At 48.7% G+C, this 16,986-nt stretch carries 16 protein-coding genes; 12 read left to right on the forward strand and 4 right to left on the reverse strand.

All coding sequences use genetic code 11. From position 1 onward, the window contains the following. Position 1 precedes the first annotated feature (1 nt). Complete coding sequence (locus tag MEALZ_RS06275) at positions 2-1,309, reverse strand: NAD(P)/FAD-dependent oxidoreductase (protein ID WP_014147774.1); 1,308 nt, start codon at positions 1,307-1,309, stop codon at positions 2-4. 404 nt (positions 1,310-1,713) lie between these two features. Next, positions 1,714-2,748: an IS110 family RNA-guided transposase gene (locus MEALZ_RS06280; protein ID WP_014146682.1), complete on the reverse strand. Its 1,035-nt coding sequence runs from the start codon at positions 2,746-2,748 to the stop codon at positions 1,714-1,716. A gap of 1,077 nt (positions 2,749-3,825) precedes the next feature. Between MEALZ_RS06280 and MEALZ_RS06285 the strand changes: the two genes are divergently transcribed. From MEALZ_RS06285 to MEALZ_RS06315, 7 genes are all read left to right on the forward strand, one after another. Further along, positions 3,826-4,755 (forward strand): diguanylate cyclase, encoded by a 930-nt coding sequence (locus MEALZ_RS06285; protein WP_014147775.1) that lies wholly within the window; start codon positions 3,826-3,828, stop codon positions 4,753-4,755. A gap of 72 nt (positions 4,756-4,827) precedes the next feature. After that, positions 4,828-5,757 (forward strand): hypothetical protein, encoded by a 930-nt coding sequence (locus MEALZ_RS06290; protein WP_014147776.1) that lies wholly within the window; start codon positions 4,828-4,830, stop codon positions 5,755-5,757. Positions 5,758-6,043: 286 nt separating this feature from the next. Next, positions 6,044-6,742, forward strand: a complete 699-nt coding sequence (locus MEALZ_RS06295) for an HAD family hydrolase (RefSeq protein ID WP_014147777.1) — start codon at positions 6,044-6,046, stop codon at positions 6,740-6,742. Positions 6,743-6,835: 93 nt separating this feature from the next. Beyond that, positions 6,836-6,988: a hypothetical protein gene (locus tag MEALZ_RS22965; RefSeq protein ID WP_014147778.1), complete on the forward strand. Its 153-nt coding sequence runs from the start codon at positions 6,836-6,838 to the stop codon at positions 6,986-6,988. 10 nt (positions 6,989-6,998) lie between these two features. Then, positions 6,999-7,532: a cupredoxin domain-containing protein gene (locus MEALZ_RS06305; protein ID WP_014147779.1), complete on the forward strand. Its 534-nt coding sequence runs from the start codon at positions 6,999-7,001 to the stop codon at positions 7,530-7,532. Next, a complete protein-coding gene (locus tag MEALZ_RS06310; protein WP_014147780.1) occupies positions 7,525-9,144 on the forward strand; it encodes a b(o/a)3-type cytochrome-c oxidase subunit 1 in 1,620 nt (539 codons plus the stop codon). The genes MEALZ_RS06305 and MEALZ_RS06310 overlap by 8 nt, the downstream gene beginning before the upstream one ends. A gap of 2 nt (positions 9,145-9,146) precedes the next feature. Beyond that, a complete protein-coding gene (locus MEALZ_RS06315) occupies positions 9,147-9,794 on the forward strand; it encodes a c-type cytochrome (RefSeq protein ID WP_014147781.1) in 648 nt (215 codons plus the stop codon). 590 nt (positions 9,795-10,384) lie between these two features. On the opposite strand, the gene MEALZ_RS06320 is transcribed toward MEALZ_RS06315, so the two are convergent. Then, the gene (locus MEALZ_RS06320; RefSeq protein ID WP_014147782.1) at positions 10,385-11,140 is read right to left on the reverse strand and encodes a HesA/MoeB/ThiF family protein; all 756 of its coding nucleotides are present in this window, start codon (positions 11,138-11,140) and stop codon (positions 10,385-10,387) included. A gap of 137 nt (positions 11,141-11,277) precedes the next feature. On the opposite strand from MEALZ_RS06320, the gene groES reads away from it, so the two are divergent. The 3 genes from groES to MEALZ_RS06335 all read left to right on the forward strand — a co-directional run bounded on the left by groES (position 11,278) and on the right by MEALZ_RS06335 (position 13,897). Continuing rightward, positions 11,278-11,565, forward strand: a complete 288-nt coding sequence (gene groES / locus MEALZ_RS06325) for a co-chaperone GroES (protein ID WP_014147783.1) — start codon at positions 11,278-11,280, stop codon at positions 11,563-11,565. Between the two features lie 57 nt (positions 11,566-11,622). Then, a complete protein-coding gene (gene groL / locus MEALZ_RS06330) occupies positions 11,623-13,281 on the forward strand; it encodes a chaperonin GroEL (protein ID WP_014147784.1) in 1,659 nt (552 codons plus the stop codon). 361 nt (positions 13,282-13,642) lie between these two features. After that, positions 13,643-13,897, forward strand: a complete 255-nt coding sequence (locus tag MEALZ_RS06335) for a Rho-binding antiterminator (protein WP_014147785.1) — start codon at positions 13,643-13,645, stop codon at positions 13,895-13,897. Positions 13,898-13,975: 78 nt separating this feature from the next. On the opposite strand, the gene MEALZ_RS06340 is transcribed toward MEALZ_RS06335, so the two are convergent. Beyond that, positions 13,976-14,389, reverse strand: a complete 414-nt coding sequence (locus tag MEALZ_RS06340; RefSeq protein WP_014147786.1) for a host attachment protein — start codon at positions 14,387-14,389, stop codon at positions 13,976-13,978. 375 nt (positions 14,390-14,764) lie between these two features. Between MEALZ_RS06340 and istA the strand changes: the two genes are divergently transcribed. Next, complete coding sequence (gene istA, locus MEALZ_RS06345) at positions 14,765-16,324, forward strand: IS21 family transposase (protein ID WP_014146712.1); 1,560 nt, start codon at positions 14,765-14,767, stop codon at positions 16,322-16,324. Further along, complete coding sequence (gene istB, locus MEALZ_RS06350) at positions 16,311-16,958, forward strand: IS21-like element helper ATPase IstB (protein WP_014147787.1); 648 nt, start codon at positions 16,311-16,313, stop codon at positions 16,956-16,958. The genes istA and istB overlap by 14 nt, the downstream gene beginning before the upstream one ends. Positions 16,959-16,986 lie beyond the last annotated feature (28 nt).

Genomic DNA, 16,986 nt, shown 5'->3' on the forward strand with positions numbered 1-16,986 from the left:
CTTAGTGCATTTTGATTTTGGCATGGGCACTGCGTCGGAATAAATTGGAAAGTGTCAACATCGCGGTTCTAAAATAACCGTGTATCGCGACCTGATGCATTTTATAAAGCGACAGATAAACAATGCGGGCGATAAAGCCGCCGATCGTGACCGAGCCCATTAAGTTGCCCATCAAATTGCCGACGGTGGAATATTTGCCCAACGAGACTAGCGAACCGTAGTCGTGATATACAAATTTGACGGGGTCTTTGCCTTGCAAGCGATTGACGATGGATTTGGCCACGGTCGAGGCTTGTTGATGAGCGGCCTGAGCGCGCGGAGGAACGTTTTGTTCATGCCCCGGCCACGAACAGGCTGCGCAATCGCCAATCGCGAAAATGGTAGGGTCGGCTGTTTGTAAAGTGTCATCGACGACTAACTGATTAATTCGGTTCGTTTCCAATCCGTCGATTTGTTGCAGCCAGTCCGGAGCTTTAATACCCGCCGCCCAGACTTTGAGGTCGGCTGGAATGAATTCGCCGTCATGGGTCGTGATGCCGACTTTCGACACTTCGGTTACGCGACGTCCAAGCTTTAGGTCGATATTGAGCTTGACCAATTGTTGTTGCGTCGCGTGTGCCAGCTTAGTCGGGAGAGCGGGCAATAATTGCGTGGCCGCTTCGATAATCGTGATTTTTACATCGCCGGCTTGGTCGAGTCCGTAGACGTTCAAAAGATGCGTCACTTCGTGCAGTTCGGCTGATAATTCGACGCCGGTTGCACCGGCGCCGACGATCGCGATCGATAACGGTTTGTCCTTGTTGCCGCCTTTACTGACATGGCGTTTGATATAGGTTTCGACCAATTGTTTTTGAAACTTGAAAGCCTGCGAGGTGGTATCGAGAAACATGCAGTGTTCGGCCACGCCTTTGATATTGAAAGTGTTGCTGACGCTACCGACAGCCATGACCAATGTGTCGTATTTGAATGAGCGTTCGGGTATCAGTTCTTCGCCGCTATCGCTGTAAGTCGGGCTTAGATAGACTTCTTTTTTAATCCGGTTTAGACCGGCCATTTTGCCGAGGCGGAAACGGAAATGACTGCGATAGGCCTGCGCCAGATAGTCGACTTGCTCGGTTTCATCTAAGGTACCTGCCGCGACCTCATGCAATAAGGGTTTCCAAATATGAGTCGAGGAGGCATCGATGAGGTTAATTTCAGCCAACCCCGCTTTGCCTAGTTTATTACCCAGTGTCGTTGCCAACTCCAGTCCGGCCGCACCGCCGCCGACAATTAGAATTTTATGAAGTTCGTTGTTGCTATCACTCATGCATCCCCCAGCTTATTTTCCGCTTGTCGCGGTAATTGTTTTTTTAGCAAGGTATTATAACGAATCAACTCGAAAGTGGACGATTAATAAAAATAATTCCCTAGCTCATTATTTTGGGGTATTAATAAAACCAATGAGATGTTGTTGGTAAATTCCCATATTTATTTTAAGGAATGCTAGTATTAAGCCCTGATTGGCTAATTTTTGGCTGTGTAAAGAGACGTTATAGCCGTCGTAGATCAAAATTCGGCGCCTGGGTGTCCGCTAAAGGACGCCGTGAACCCAGCACCTAAATTCCATAGGTCTTTGGCAATGATTCAAAATCATGGCTTATTTAGGTGCTGGGTGAATACGTCCATGTAGATACTCTGTTTAAAATCAAGTTAAAAATAGGCATTTTTCTGCTATTCAGCGATTGACGGAATTGCATAAAAACGCGTGTTATCGAATGGTTTATCATGCTTGAGCATGCCGTGAATCGCATGTAACAATTTACGCATGACCGCACAACAGGCTTGCAACGGTAATTTACCCATATCCAGGAGATGTTGGTAATACGCCTTAATATGGCGATCATGCTGCACAGCGCTCCAGACAGGCATATACAGGGCGGCGCGAATCTGGCTGTTACCGGCCTTGGATATACGCGTTTTTTTGTGGACACTCGTGCCGGAATCAAAAGCTCTTGGATCGAGCCCCGCAAACTTGACCCACTCACGGTGCGACATATCCGCAGGCAAAATCAGTAGTTCTCCCATGAGGGCAATCGCACTGGTATTGGCAATACCCTTAATGCTCGTGAACAAAACTAATGCTCGACTGAGTTCCGGATGTTTTTCGATCAATGCCAAGGCGCCAGCCGTTAACTGATCGATACGCTTATCTAATTGATCGATGGCTGCTTGTGCATCTTTTAGCACGGCTTTGGGTGTTTCAACTGTTGCGCTTAAGGCATGCAATTGATTCTTTGCTGCTGTTTTTTGATCGGTTAGTGCATTAATACGGCGTGAGAAACAACGTAAAGCGATCTTTTCATTCGAAGGACGGGACCAAGGCGCAAAATCCATCCTTTCGGCATACACCGCCAGAGTATTCGCGTCCACATCATCTGTTTTACTATTGTTCATCAACACTTTAGCAAAGTTATGAGAGACCTTGGGATTGATGACCATTACCTTGACGCCGGCATCATGGAGCGCAACGGCTAAATCGAAATGATAACTGCCGGTGGCTTCCATACACACGATAATGCCGGACAATTTGTTCAGTTTCTTGGCCATCCGGGCATGATCAGCTGGGGTATTGGAGAACTTCTGCGGATTGAAAGGTTTGCCATTTTTGCGCACCACCAAAACCAGTTCTTTAGATCCTACATCGACGCCAGCGAAGATACGGGTTTGTGTGTCAAGTGAAGCGCTGTTAATTTGTTGATCTGCCATGTTTAATTGTTATTCTGTGATAAGGAAAGTAAACTAGTCATTGGTTCCCGACCCTGCGTATGCACCTACCATCCTTGTGAATGCAGGCTCTAAGCCTCAGATACTCCGCGGTATAGGTGAATAGGGCGGGGGCCAATCTCCATGACAGGCTTTGGTTTAATCCAGTCCTCAGGCTCAAGCGGCCTCCCAATGAACTCGGTAAAGCTTAAAGTATTTCCTGGCTAAAATTCATTTAAATTAATCATACAAGGCTCTAGCTAGCTCCATGCTGGCAAAGCCTTTATGAGCGCCATGGATGGCGTGAATGTCGATTTTGCAGGAGTGAAAATCGACCGGACACCCAGGCGCCTCCTCAGGCGCTGCCGGAATTTGAAGTGCGAAAGGTATATTTTAGATTTGAGGCCGCAAACATCATTTATTCCGGATATCGGATCAGTGATATTTTAAGGCTATGTATGCAGTAATAGTTGGAAACACCTACCAATACCGGAAGTACATAACTATTCAGTCCCCCGGAAATTATCGTTCCCACGCTCTGCGCTCATCGTTATACATAAATTGTAGGGTACGCTGCGCGTACCAAAGCCGTGCCCTGGGGGTTCGGTTGGCACATGAACATCGCGGGGTTACCATGGTACGCACAGCGTACCCTACGCGGATCACCTAGCGTTAGATGAGGAAGATCCGAGAGTGTTAAGTGACAATATAATGGTATCGAGGTCTCATTGGTTAAGATTACAAAAGGGTAATTTTTGACTTATGTATAACGATGAGCGCTCTGCGTGGGAACGCCTGAGTACCGCTCCAGCGGTACGAGACGCTAGAGCGTCTCGGTCTTCATTCCCACGCCGGAGCGTGGGAACGATAGGGGGGTGAATAATTACAATTCAATGTGAATTGTAGGGTACGCTGCGCGTACCTACAGTCTTCAATTTGCTAGATTGGTGTAGTATTAATTTCAACTATGAACGCGAACATAGTCTATTTTAAAGGGCGCTACAAAACTCATAGCTCCAGGAAGTTATTTTTCACGAAATCCTTAGTATTGGAAATCGGGTTTATAGTAAAGAAATTCTTATGAAAATATTGGTAATAGACGATAGTAAAGCCATTCGAATGCTGGTTGCGGAGTGTGTCAAGGAGCTTGGACATCATGTGATTCATGCCGAAAACGGAGCGGAGGGGCTTGAATTTATTCGATCGAACGATGTCGATTTGGTCATGATGGATATTGAAATGCCCGGTTTGAACGGGTTCGAGACGACACAAGCGATCCGGTCCTTGAAAGGCGACGATTGGTTTCCGATTATTTTTTTAACGATCAAAACCGATGACGACTCCTATGCCGCATGTATCAGAGCGGGCGGCGATGCGTATCTGGCCAAGCCGATTAGCCCGAAACGTTTGGAAATGCAAATCGTTGCAATGGAACGCATTTATGAAATGCGGCGAAAACTGCATGCCGTCCAACGGGATTTGATACATGCCAATGAAGCGCTCAGTTTTGCATCGCTACACGACCAACTGACCGGTATCGCGAATCGACGCAATTTCGATACTACCTTGTTAAGAGAATTTAATCATGCCAGGCGAGACAAGCAACCGCTTTCGTTGTTGATGTGCGATATCGATTATTTTAAAGTTTATAACGATCGGTATGGGCATATGGCGGGCGATGACTGCTTGAAAAAAGTCGCCGAGGCGATCGCTTCGGTGCCTCAGCGCGCGACCGATTTGGCCTGCCGTTACGGCGGCGAGGAATTTGCTGTGATCATGCCGAATACGGACTGGCAGGTAGGCAGGGATTTAGCCGAAAAAATTAGGTCGGCCGTGTCCGCTCGGCAAATTCCTCATGAAGGGTCGAAAGCCGATAGTTATGTTTCGCTGAGTTTGGGTCTTGCAACCTACAACGGTCAGTTTAAAAACATCGATGAATTGATGAAAGCATCCGACGACGCGCTCTATCGGGCCAAGGAAAAAGGCCGAAACCGGCTCGAGAGCGCTTGAGCATTTAGTAGGCCAGGATGTGTCGAATAAAACGATTTAAACGAATGTTTTTATCGGAATTTAGTAATTATTATGTATTTAGCGAAAGATTTCATTGAGACTGCTGAAGGGCTGGTTTTTGCCGTAGTGGAGCACGGTATCGAGCAGGGCAGGGTGTTGTGTTTTTTACGTTATCGGCGAACCACAGACGGCTGGCAAAAGCAATCTACTCGGCAAGCGGACGACTTATTGAGCCGAGATTATCCTGAATATCTGTATTATTGCCCGATGCGGGATGTCCGTGTTCATGCCGTTCCTGAAGAGCGAGTAATTAAGCATTATCAGCCACGACAACGCTTGAGCGGGCTATTATCGGCGGCATGGCTCGACCCGGTCGAACAAGATTTGCTTCGATTATCGAATCTGTATCAGAGCCACGGGCTGGATGTTAAGCAAATGGGTGTAACCGGTTCTTTGTTGATAGGCGCTCAAGGCAAGTCATCCGATATCGATTTGGTTTTTTATGACCGGGATTTGTTTCATCAGGCCAGAGCGATTAACCGTGAGTTGATTCAAGCCGGCTTGCTGCATGAGCTCGACCTGAGGCATTGGCAAGAGAGTTTCCGTCGCCGGGATTGTCATATCGATTTCGACGATTATGTTTGGCATGAACAGCGCAAATTCAATAAGGCTTTGGTCAATGATCGTAAATTCGATTTGAATTTCATCGATCCGGAGTCGGTCGCTACCGAGACTTACCGTAAATGCGGCGAAATCTTATTGCGTTGCATTGTGACCGACGATAGCCGGGCTTTCGATTATCCGGCGCTGCTTAAATGCAATGATCCTAATATCGATGAGATTGCGGTTTTTACCGCGACTTATACCGGTCAAGCGCAAGTCGGAGAAGAAATCGAGGTTTGCGGTTTGTTGGAAGAGTCACAGAACGGTTTGAAGCGTATTATCGTCGGTTCGAGCCGCGAGGCGAAAGGGGAGTATATAAAGGTGAAAGGTGAAAGGTGAAAGGTGAAAGGTGAAAGGTGAAAGGGGGGGAGTGGAGGTCTTTGTGGGAGCGATCCCCAGATCGCGATTTCGGAGTCGATAAGCTTGGATAACACTAATTTGGTATCGAAGTCACATTGGTTAAGCGCCGTAGGATGGGTAGTAGCGAAGCGGAAACCCATCGTTTTGTTTGAGTGTAGGTACGTTTGCGGTAATGCTGCCATTAATCAAGCCCGCGATTTGTCACAATGGCGTAAAGCCGACTACTTGTAGAAGTTATTTTGTGCATATTCCTTAGTAAAGGTGAATGGTGAACGGTGAGGCGGATGCCGTTCGGCAGGCTTTGAGGGCTGTCGAGGGGGCGATATTCGATCTGGATGGCTTGGTGTTGGATACCGAGAGCACTTATTTTATGGCGTGGCGTCAAGCTGCCGAGCACATGGGATATCAGCTGCCGAGTGCTTTTTGTTTGTCTTTGTCGGGACTTCATTATCGCGATGTCGAAATGCGCTTGCTCGAATTTTGCGGGAATGCTTTCGATCTTCAGGAATTTAACCGTCTGAGCGGTGTGTGTTGGTATCGCATCGTCGAAAAACAAGGCATCGACATAAAAAAGGGTTTTTTGACGTTGCTTTGGTTATTGCAGGATTCCGGCATTCCCTACGGTCTTGCGACTAACAGTCGCCTGAATAATGCACTCGAGTGTCTCGATTTTGCCGGTCTCGGCAATGTTTTTGAGACGATTGTCGCTCGCGATCATGTTGAGCTAGGCAAGCCGGCGCCCGATATTTTCTTGAACGCGGCCGAACGCTTGTCGATCCCTATTTCTCGTTGTCTAGCATTGGAAGATTCCACTGCCGGTGTGATGGCGGCGTCTGCGTCCGGTGCTTTTACCGTCTATATTCCGTCGGTATTGCCGGCCGACCTTTATACCAGCGAATTATCACACCTACAATGCCGCGATTTGGGCGAGGTCGCGGCTTTATGGGCGGCGCGGGACTTGTAAAACTGCTTGACGCTAACGTTTCCTTCGCGTTTACTTGCCGCTAATATCCGTACGATTCATACCAAATTAATAAAAATAAATTAAGAGGAAGCCATGAAACCATTAAGTGAAGAAGAACGTGAAAAAATCCTGAACAGCTCGCCGGTCGGCACTTGGGCGTTGATGATCGCTGTCGGCGCAAGCATGGTTGTCGCATGGCTGTTCCTTTACTACGGGGTATTCTTGCCGCGCGGCGCGATCAATTAGTGGTGAGTTTATGCATATAGATCCTCTTGAAAAAAAATGGGCCTATGCGGCGGTCGGCATCGCCGGTCTTTTTGTCGGCATTATCTTGATCGACGCATTATTTCACGGCATTAATGCTCCGAGCCATGTCGAGACCATCGACTCGGCGAGTCTGCATCTGAGCGAGGAATTCGACGAAGATAACCTGGGTGTGCAAGTCGACGAAAGCGGCAATATAACCATCCGAATGGTTGCCGGGCGCTACGGTTTTTATCCGAAACACATTACCGTCCCTGCGGATACTTCTTTGACATTCCGCTGGGTCAGCATGGACGTACTTCATGGCGTGCATATGCCGATGACGAATATGAGCACGATGATCGTACCGGGCTATGTCGCGCAAGTGACGACAACCTTGCCGAAACCCGGCGAATATCCGCTGCTATGTAATGAATATTGCGGCATAGGGCACGACCACATGTGGAGCAATGTTTCGGTTGTCGCAAAAGAACATTGGGCCGCGCCGGGAAAAGCCCCTTCAAAAGGAGGAAAAGACAATGATTGATGCGGTCACTAAAAAACTGGCGTTCTGCCATCTGTGGGTCGCCTTCGGCGCGTTTCTTTTGGCCTGTTTCATGGGCGAGTATCAAGTCTTGGAACGGAGCGGTTTCATTCCGGCAATCGAATCGCCGTCGGTGTATTTTGCATCGGTCAGTACGCACGGCGTATTGATGGCTTTCGTGCTAACGACATTTTTCATCATGGGTTTCGGTTATGTCGTCGCGACGACTAGTCTGAAACAGCCGATTTGGAATCCTCAATGGGCCTGGGCCGGGTTCGGAATATCGTCGTTCGGCACCGTGCTGGCGGCAATACCGCTATTGACCGGTAAAGCCTCGGTTTTATATACGTTTTATCCGCCGATTATCGGGCATTGGATGTTTTATGTCGGTGCGACATTATTGATTGTCGGTTCCTGGTTGTGGTGCGTCATCATGATCATGATGATGCGCGAATGGAAGAAGGCCAATCCCGGCGCGCCGGTGCCGCTCGCGATGTTTGCAACCGCCGGCAATGCGCTATTGTGGCTTTGGACTAGTGCCGGTGTCGCGCTGGAAGTGCTCTTTCAATTGATTCCGATGGCACTCGGTTGGATGGACACGCTCGATCCGGGCCTCGCGCGCACTTTGTTTGCATGGACCTTGCATCCGATCGTTTATTTCTGGTTGATACCGGCATATACCGCCTTTTATGTCTTCGTTCCGAAACAGGCCGGCGGTTATTTGTTCAGCGATGAAATTGCCCGTGCCGCCTTCGTGGTCTTGATCGTCTTTGCGTTGCCGATCGGTTTTCATCATTTATATATGGACCCCGAGCAAGCCAAGGGGTGGAAATTGCTGCATGGCGTCGGGACTTTCGTTGTTTCGCTTCCGACCTTCATTACCGGTTTTACCGTGATTGCATCGCTCGAAATCGCCGGCCGGTTGCGCGGCGGCAAGGGGTTGTTCGGTTGGATCGGTTCGCTGCCCTGGCGTAATCCGATGGTGCTGTCGGTTATTCTGTCTTTGTTGATGCTGATTCTCGGCGGCTTCGGCGGCCTAGTCAATGCCAGTTATGCAATGAATGCAATGATTCATAACACGGCTTGGGTGCCGGGACATTTTCATTTGATCTTCGCCGGTACGACCGTGATCATGTATTTTGCGATTGCTTATTATCTTTGGCCGATCATGGCCGGTAAGCCGCTTTTTTCCAAAGACATGGCGCTGGTGCAATTATGGACTTGGTTTATCGGCATGACGATTTTAACCACGCCTTGGCATGTGCTCGGCTTGTTGGGGCAGCCTCGGCGCATTTCCGGTGTCGAATATAACTCGCTGTTGACGCTGGCCTGGGATCCTTATGAGCTGGCGATGATCTTCGGCGGTTTGGTGATGCTCGGTTCCGCGTGTTTGTTTGTTTACAATTTAGCGATGACGCACCGTTCGCAAGAAGTATTCGAAGGCGAAATCGAATACGCCGAGCCGATTCATCCGGTTATCGATCTGCCTGAATATCTGAACGATTTTACGCTATGGAATAAAGTCATCGCCGGTTTGATGGCGCTAAGTTTCGGTGTACCGATTCTACAATTCTTTTTTATGAAAACATTCGGCTCAAGCGCGTGGGGATTTTGATCATGAATAAAATGGTTGTCGCGGCCCTTTCGGGTCTTCTCGTTTCGACTGCCGCCCAGGCCGAGCCGGCGTCAAAAGTCGCCTGGACGCCGGAGCAGTTGAACTTCGTTAAAAAAGGCAACGCCGCCAAAGGCAAGGAATTATCCGCGACCTGTACGGGGTGTCATGGAGAGCAAGGCGTGAGTCAGGTGCCGAATTATCCGTCTTTGGCGGGACAGTTGGCGACGTATACTTATAAACAGTTACAGGATTATAAAACCGGTCATCGAAAGCATGAGCTGATGGGGTCGATGGTGACCGGGTTGAGCAATCAGGATATGGCCGATCTTGCCGTCTGGTTTAGTACGTTACCTACTCCCAAACCCCAGGGAAGTCGCCAATCGTTGGCTAAAGCCGAATTTTTAGTCAAGAAGGGCGACGGCAAACGGACTCTGCCGCCTTGTGCGGTGTGTCATGGGGCCGAAGGTAAGGGAGAAAAAATGGATATTCCAGCGTTAGCCGGCCAGCAAGCCGACTATTTCGTGCAGACCCTTGAAGCCTACCAAAAAGACGAGCGGCGCAACGATATTTTCGGCCGTATGAGAATTCTCAGCAAGCAATTGACTGCCGAGGAAATCAAGGAACTAGCTCAATATTACCAAGCAAAATAAATGCCGCTATTTCATGGGGTAAGTATTCAGACCCCGTTGGCTAATTATCCTAAATTCGGCAGTTTAACCATGAAGTTCATGAAGGGTTTCAAGAAATTACCTAAGCATTCTCGTTAACCTTTTTGGTGAGCGAAAATTCTCTACAAACGTGTAATAAGTTATTGAGTTAACTTTCTATTCTTCATGGTGAAATGCTTTTTATAGGATTATACCTTTCGCACTTCAAATTTCGGCATTGCTTAAGGAAGCTGGCATAGAGCCTACAGGGATGTATTCACCCAACACCTAAATTCCATAGCCCATTGCCATGCTTTATTGTCTTGGATAATTCATCCAGCACCTAAATATCCCCTTTGCTGGTCAAATTTCGGTGCCGGGGTGTCCGTCAAAGGACGCCGTAAATACTTCCCTGTAGGCTCTGTGACAGCATCCCTGCTGTCAAAGCCTTTGCCGAACACCCCAGCGCCTCCATATGTCAATGCCGAAATTTGAAGTGCGATGGGTATAAGCCATGATTTTGAATCATTGCCAAAGACCTATGGAATTTAGGTGCTGGGCCTTTGACGGTTACCCCGGCGCCGAATTTTGATCTACGATGGGTTTAATTTTCCGCAGGTAGGGCAGTTCGGATTTTTTTTTAACTTCATGCTGTTCCATTCCATCGTCAAACCATCCAGTAATAATAATCGTCCGGTCAGCGTTTCGCCGGCGCCGGTAATTAACTTAATGGCCTCAAGCGCTTGAATGCAGCCAATAATGCCGGTAATTGGCGCAATGACGCCGTTGGTTGCGCAATTCTGCATCTCTTCTCCCGTGTCCGAGTACAAGCAGTTGTAACAAGGGCTGTCATATAATCCCGGTGTAAAAACCGACACTTGGCCTTCAAACCGTATCGCAGCTCCGGATACCAATGGTGTTTGGTGTTTGACACAGGCGCTGTTAATCGCGAATCGCGTCGAAAAGTTATCGCTGCAATCGAGGACGATATCGGTTTTTTGAACCGTTTCATCGAGTGAGGCTCCGTTCAAGCGTTGCTTAAAAATATGTACCTGAGTATCCGGATTTAATTTTTTTAAGGTCTTTTGGGTTGAAATTACTTTGTCCGTCCCAATATCGTCGGTGTAGTGAGCGATTTGTCGCTGTAGGTTCGAAAGGTCGACTATGTCGTCATCGTAAATAGTGATTTGTCCGACGCCGGCTGCCGCGAGATAGATCGACGCCGGTGAACCAAGTCCGCCCGCACCGACGATCAAGACGTGTGCGCCAAGCAATTGTTGCTGGCCTTCGATATCGATTTGCGGCAGCATGATTTGCCGGCTGTAGCGTAATAGTTGGTCGTCGTTCATATTTTGAGGATGAATATCAATTTAGGTGCGAATGATGCCAAAGAACTTGACAGACTGCAAAAGCTGATTATTATTAGCACTCATTACTAGCGAGTGCTAATAATTTACTTTATTTTTATATCGATTAGGAGATATTGATGAAAATACGCCCTTTACACGACAGAGTGATTATCAAACGTGTTGAAGAAGAAACCAAAACCGCCGGCGGTATCGTACTGCCTGGTTCTGCCGCCGAAAAACCGAGTCAAGGTGAAGTTCTAGCGGTAGGAACCGGTAAAGCGCTCGACAACGGTCAAGTTCGCGCGTTAGAAGTTAAAGTCGGCGATAAAGTGTTATTTGGTAAATATTCAGGTAGCGAAGTCAAAATCGACGGTGAAGAAGTCGTTGTGATGCGCGAAGAAGACATCATGGCTGTTCTGGGCTAAAAGTCTCTTTTTAACTGATTAAGTATTTAACATTAACCACAGAATCTAGGAATAAACATGGCAGCAAAAGAAGTTAAATTCGGTAGTGACGCACGTACCCTGATGGTTGCAGGTGTCAATATTTTAGCGAATGCGGTAAAAGTCACTTTGGGTCCTAAAGGCCGTAACGCAGTTTTGGATAAAAGTTTCGGTGCACCGACCATCACTAAAGACGGTGTCTCAGTCGCGAAAGAAATCGAGTTGCAAGACAAATTCGAAAACATGGGCGCGCAAATGGTCAAAGAAGTTGCGTCTCATACATCCGATGTGGCAGGTGACGGTACTACGACTGCGACAGTTTTGGCTCAATCCATCGTTAACGAAGGATTGAAAGCAGTTGCAGCCGGAATGAACCCTATGGACTTGAAGCGCGGTATCGACTTGGCTGTGACTACAGCGGTTAAATCCATCGAAGCAACGGCGACACCTTGCACAGACAGCAAAGCGATTGCGCAAGTCGGCACGATCTCCGCTAACTCCGATGAGTCGGTGGGTCAAATCATTGCCAAAGCGATGGAAAAAGTCGGCAAAGAAGGCGTCATTACCGTCGAAGAAGGTTCAGGTCTGGACAATCAGTTGGATGTCGTCGAAGGCATGCAATTCGATCGCGGTTATCTGTCTCCATACTTCATCAACAATCAAGACAGCATGAGCGCCGAATTGGAAAATCCGTTCATTCTGCTGTACGACAAAAAAATCTCCAACATTCGTGATTTGTTGCCGGTACTGGAAGGCGTTGCAAAATCAGGTCGTCCGTTGTTGATCATTGCCGAAGACGTCGAAGGCGAAGCGCTGGCGACTCTGGTTGTCAATAATTTGCGCGGCATCGTTAAGGTCGCTGCGGTTAAAGCGCCTGGCTTCGGCGATCGTCGTAAAGCGATGCTTGAAGATATCGCGATTCTGACTGGCGGCACCGTGATTGCGGAAGAAGTCGGTTTATCTTTGGAAAAAGCTGAATTGGATCTTTTGGGCACAGCGAAAAAAGTTCAAGTCACTAAAGATAACACCACAATCATTGACGGTGCTGGTACAGATGAAAGCATCAAAGCGCGTGTTTCACAAATCCGCAAGCAAGCCGACGATGCATCTTCCGACTATGATAAAGAAAAATTGCAAGAGCGTTTGGCTAAATTAGCCGGCGGTGTTGCGGTGATCAAAGTCGGCGCGGCAACTGAAGTTGAAATGAAAGAGAAAAAAGCCCGCGTCGAAGATGCGTTGCACTCTACTCGTGCTGCGGTTGAAGAAGGTGTCGTTGCCGGCGGCGGAACCGCTCTGGTTCGCGCATTGAAATCGCTCGAAGGCCTGAAAGGTGTGAACCACGATCAAGATGTCGGTATCAACATTCTGCGCCGCGCGATGGAAGAGCCTCTGCGTCAAATCGTTAAAAACGCGGGCGAAGAGTCTTCAGTCGTGTTGAACGAAGTTGCAAAAGGCACTGGTAACTTCGGTTACAATGCAGCAACCGGCGAATACGGCGACATGATTGAAATGGGTATTTTGGATCCTGCAAAAGTCACTCGTTTCGCATTACAAAACGCTGCATCTGTCGCGAGTCTGATGATCACCACGGAAGTGATGATTGCCGACGCACCGAGCGACGATAAAGGCGCTGGCATGCCGGATATGGGTGGCATGGGCGGAATGGGTGGTATGGGCGGAATGGGCGGCATGATGTAATCGCCGTTCGAGCTCATCGCTTGACGTAAGTAAAGCCCCGGCCGATTTATCTCGACCGGGGCTTTTTTGTTTGTTGCATAAATCTAAAAAGAGAAGTTGAATTGTGTTGTAGACCGTTCGTGTTGAGCAAGTCGGTCGAAGCATGAACCTAAATTCGGCAGTTTAACCATGAAGCAGATGAAGTTCATTAAGTTTTACAAGAGATTACTTAAATATTCCCGCTAACCTCTTGGGTGAACGATAGTTCTAAAAAACGAATAACAAGTTATTGAATTAACTCCTTTTTAGGATGAACGGTCTACAGCAACACTTTCGCCAGCGCTCAACTGATCTTTTGAAGATAAATACAAAGAGTGATCATATGAAGAATCAACCGATCGCCTGCGAGTTTCACGACTACATCGAAATAGCCTGCATGTACGGCTATCGCGTCAAATTAATGCTGACGGAACATCGAATAGTTGAGGGAAAAGCGACCGATATCTTGACTGAGCAGGATAAGCGTGAATTTTTGGTTATTGATAATGGGGAAAGGCAAAAAGTTGAATTGTCTGAAATCGTTGAAATGGAAACGCGGACCCCGGGGGCGAAATTTCAAAATATTCGATTCAAATAATTGTTTTTTGAGTCGCTGTAGGCCCCGGTTTTAGATTTAAATCGGGGCCAGGTATGATGAGCTTAAATTATTATCCGGTTAGAGATAGCTTCGGATATTGGACTCGTCTTGAGCGACAAGGTTTTTGTCGATTGATTTGCCGACTAGTTTCATGATTTGGTCGTTCAGGGTTTGGCGCAGTGTACCGAGGAAAGCCGGAGCGGCAATTAAAACGAGATCGTTGTATTTGTTCTTAACACGGCCCTGTTCCAATTTATCGCCTATTTGTTGGGCAAAGCGGATGGCTTCTTGTTGCTTGACATCGGTAACCGGTTCAAACGAGTGTGCCCCGTTGCCTCGCCCGCCTTGTTGGTCGGAAACGACATCTTGTGTCTTGAGTTTTCCTTCGGCATGGACTAGATCCTCAAGTTCGCGCAACGGTTCTTTTTTTCCTTCATAGAAAAAAAAACGCGCTCTACTACTGTCTGCTACCACGACCCATTTACTATACATAATCTGTACTCCTTAACCAATATGTCGGAACGGTTTGTCGCATCCTTGCAATTATGCTGACATTCCTTTGTCATGTTGAGTGTAGCTCTTTGCCTAGGGTTTGTCTAAAGGAAAGGTGCAGCGCTTGCCATACCTTTTATATTTAGGAGCGAGCATGAAATAACTTAGACAACTGTCGGAAGGGGGTTTGGTGGCTCGATTGACAGGTGTCGGCGGCAGGGATAGCCGCTGGCAAGCCTAAATGGTGTTAATGGTCAATTAAACTGAGCCAGAAATGGCCAACAATTTTGAGCCACTTTTTCAGACTTTATTTATACCAATAAATCTGACAGAGTCCCTGAATTTTTTCCAGGGAGCGTCATGAAGGAGTGGATTGTGATCCATCAGATTAAAGCGTTATACAACGATGGCAACGGCTTATCCGAGCGTCAGATTGCCAGTCAATTGGGTATTTCCCGTAACACCGTGAGCAAATACCTGAAGCTGTCGGCTGCGGACATTAGTGCCCTGCAGGAAGAGATATCCCGTGGTAAGAAGCTGGACGATTACCGCGACTACATTATTCAGTTGCTGCAAACCTATCCGGGCTTGTCAGCGGTCAAAGTGCTGCGCAAACTGAAGGCCAAAGTGGACGATTTGGCCGTTTCCGACCGTTCGGTACGGCGTTATATACAGGCTCTCAAGCAAGAGATTAGCTTTAAGCAGGCGCGTTATTATGAGCCGGTATTGGACATGGTGCCGGGCGAACAATGCCAGGTCGATGGCGGCGAACTCCGCGATGTGATGATTGGCGGCGTGGCGACGACGGTATATTTCATGGTGTTTGTGCTATCGTATTCGCGTCTGATGCATGTTTCGATCTGTGCCAAGCCGATTGATACCGAGATGCTGATTCGCCAGCACGATGCGGCATTTCGCTATTTCGGCGGCATGCCGCAAGAGTGCGTGTACGATCAGACCAAGCTGGTGGTCATTAGCGAAGTGTTTCGCGAGTTGCGCTTGAACCAGCGCTTCCATCAGTACGCCACGGCAGCGGGCTTCACGATTCGGGCTTGTGAAGGTTATGATCCGGAAAGCAAAGGCAAGGTCGAGGCCGGGGTCAAATACGTCAAACAAAATGCCTTGTATGGCGAGACTTTTACCGACTGGGATGCTTTGAAGGCCCATATGACCGACTGGCTCGACGGGATAGCCAATCAACGGCGACACGGCACCACCGGCCAACAACCGGCGATACATTACGCGGCCAACGAGCAAGGCCATATGCGGGCTTACCTGACGCCGTCTTGTGTTGACGCTACCGCCAGCCAGGCCCGCATCACCCGCAAGGCGGATAAAACCGGCTTGATCGCCTGGCAATCCAATAAATACTCGGTACCGATGGCGTATCAATGCGCCCGTGTCGCCGTGCATGAAGCTAACGGCGTCATCCAGATCAGCGATCTCAGTACTCACAAAGTGATCGCCGAACATGCTGTGTGTCTGGAAAAGGGGCAAATTATCAAGAACCGGCATCATTACCGAGATATGTCGCTACGCATCGAAACGCTTGAAAAGGACTTGCATGAACTGCTGCCGTCTCCGGCGGTCGTGACTCAGCTATGTGCCTTGTTGAAAGCCAGCTCGCCGAAAATCTACAAAGACCAGCTGGCCGGTGCCAAGCAGGTGCTGACCGAGCAGATCAAACAGCAGGGTGCGATTCCCGAAGCGGTGCTGACGCGACTGATCGACACGCCTCGGTTAACGGCCAGCGGCCTGAAAGAACGACTGGAGGCCTGGCGGCAGTCTGTGGGACGCTCGGACGACAGCGATGCCCTATCGATGCCGCCATCAGAGCAGGCCACTGCCGCCATCAAGCAAGAATGTCCGCTGGCCCGTTATCGTGCCCTGAATGGCCACTCGGCTGGCCAAGGAGAGAGCCATGCCATCCATTGATCAGATTGCCAGGCAATACCGCAGCTTGTGCCTGACGGCCATTGCCGAGCACTTGCCGACCTTGCTTGGCCAAGCCGAGACCCATGAAAGTTCCTACCTGCAGTTTGCCGAAAGCTTGGTTGAACATGAACAGCGCCAGCGCAACGCCAAGCGCATCGAGCAAAACCGCAAACGCGCTGGCTTTCCTTTGCTCAAAAGCCTGGAAGAGTTCGATTATCGCTTTCAGACCACCATCAGTAAACGGGAAGTCAACAGTCTGCTCGACTTCGGCTTTATCGACAATCGGGACAATGTGGTCTTCATCGGACCGCCCGGGGTCGGCAAGACCCACCTGGCCATCGGCATCGGCCTGAAAGCCATTGATGCCGGTTATAAGGTCAGCTTCAACACCGCACTAGGCTTGATGGAGGTATTGGAACTGGCCGAACTCAAAGGCGAGTTGAAAAAGAAAATCAACCAACTGCTCAAATTCGATGTGCTGATCATCGACGAACTAGGATACCTGCCGATGAACAAACAAGGCATGCACAACCTGTTTCAGCTCATCAATGCGCTGTACGAATACCGCTCGGTGATCCTGACCACCAACAAGGAATTCACCAACTGGGGCGAGTTTTTTATCGGCTCTATGTGATTCGTAGTGGGTAATGCAATAATATAGC

Origin of the sequence: Methylotuvimicrobium alcaliphilum 20Z, assembly GCF_000968535.2 — a bacterium.
GTDB classification, from domain to species: Bacteria; Pseudomonadota; Gammaproteobacteria; order Methylococcales; family Methylomonadaceae; genus Methylotuvimicrobium; species Methylotuvimicrobium alcaliphilum.

Coding starts and splice junctions, on each gene's coding strand:
- MEALZ_RS06280 (WP_014146682.1), bottom strand. CDS start 2,748: ATGGCAGATCAACAAATTAACAGCGCTTCACTTGACACACAAACCCGT.
- groES (WP_014147783.1), top strand. CDS start 11,278: ATGAAAATACGCCCTTTACACGACAGAGTGATTATCAAACGTGTTGAA.
- groL (WP_014147784.1), top strand. CDS start 11,623: ATGGCAGCAAAAGAAGTTAAATTCGGTAGTGACGCACGTACCCTGATG.
- MEALZ_RS22965 (WP_014147778.1), top strand. CDS start 6,836: ATGAAACCATTAAGTGAAGAAGAACGTGAAAAAATCCTGAACAGCTCG.
- istB (WP_014147787.1), top strand. CDS start 16,311: ATGCCATCCATTGATCAGATTGCCAGGCAATACCGCAGCTTGTGCCTG.
- MEALZ_RS06310 (WP_014147780.1), top strand. CDS start 7,525: ATGATTGATGCGGTCACTAAAAAACTGGCGTTCTGCCATCTGTGGGTC.
- MEALZ_RS06295 (WP_014147777.1), top strand. CDS start 6,044: ATGGTGAACGGTGAGGCGGATGCCGTTCGGCAGGCTTTGAGGGCTGTC.
- MEALZ_RS06285 (WP_014147775.1), top strand. CDS start 3,826: ATGAAAATATTGGTAATAGACGATAGTAAAGCCATTCGAATGCTGGTT.
- MEALZ_RS06305 (WP_014147779.1), top strand. CDS start 6,999: ATGCATATAGATCCTCTTGAAAAAAAATGGGCCTATGCGGCGGTCGGC.
- MEALZ_RS06320 (WP_014147782.1), bottom strand. CDS start 11,140: ATGAACGACGACCAACTATTACGCTACAGCCGGCAAATCATGCTGCCG.
- MEALZ_RS06290 (WP_014147776.1), top strand. CDS start 4,828: ATGTATTTAGCGAAAGATTTCATTGAGACTGCTGAAGGGCTGGTTTTT.
- MEALZ_RS06315 (WP_014147781.1), top strand. CDS start 9,147: ATGAATAAAATGGTTGTCGCGGCCCTTTCGGGTCTTCTCGTTTCGACT.
- MEALZ_RS06335 (WP_014147785.1), top strand. CDS start 13,643: ATGAAGAATCAACCGATCGCCTGCGAGTTTCACGACTACATCGAAATA.
- MEALZ_RS06340 (WP_014147786.1), bottom strand. CDS start 14,389: ATGTATAGTAAATGGGTCGTGGTAGCAGACAGTAGTAGAGCGCGTTTT.
- MEALZ_RS06275 (WP_014147774.1), bottom strand. CDS start 1,309: ATGAGTGATAGCAACAACGAACTTCATAAAATTCTAATTGTCGGCGGC.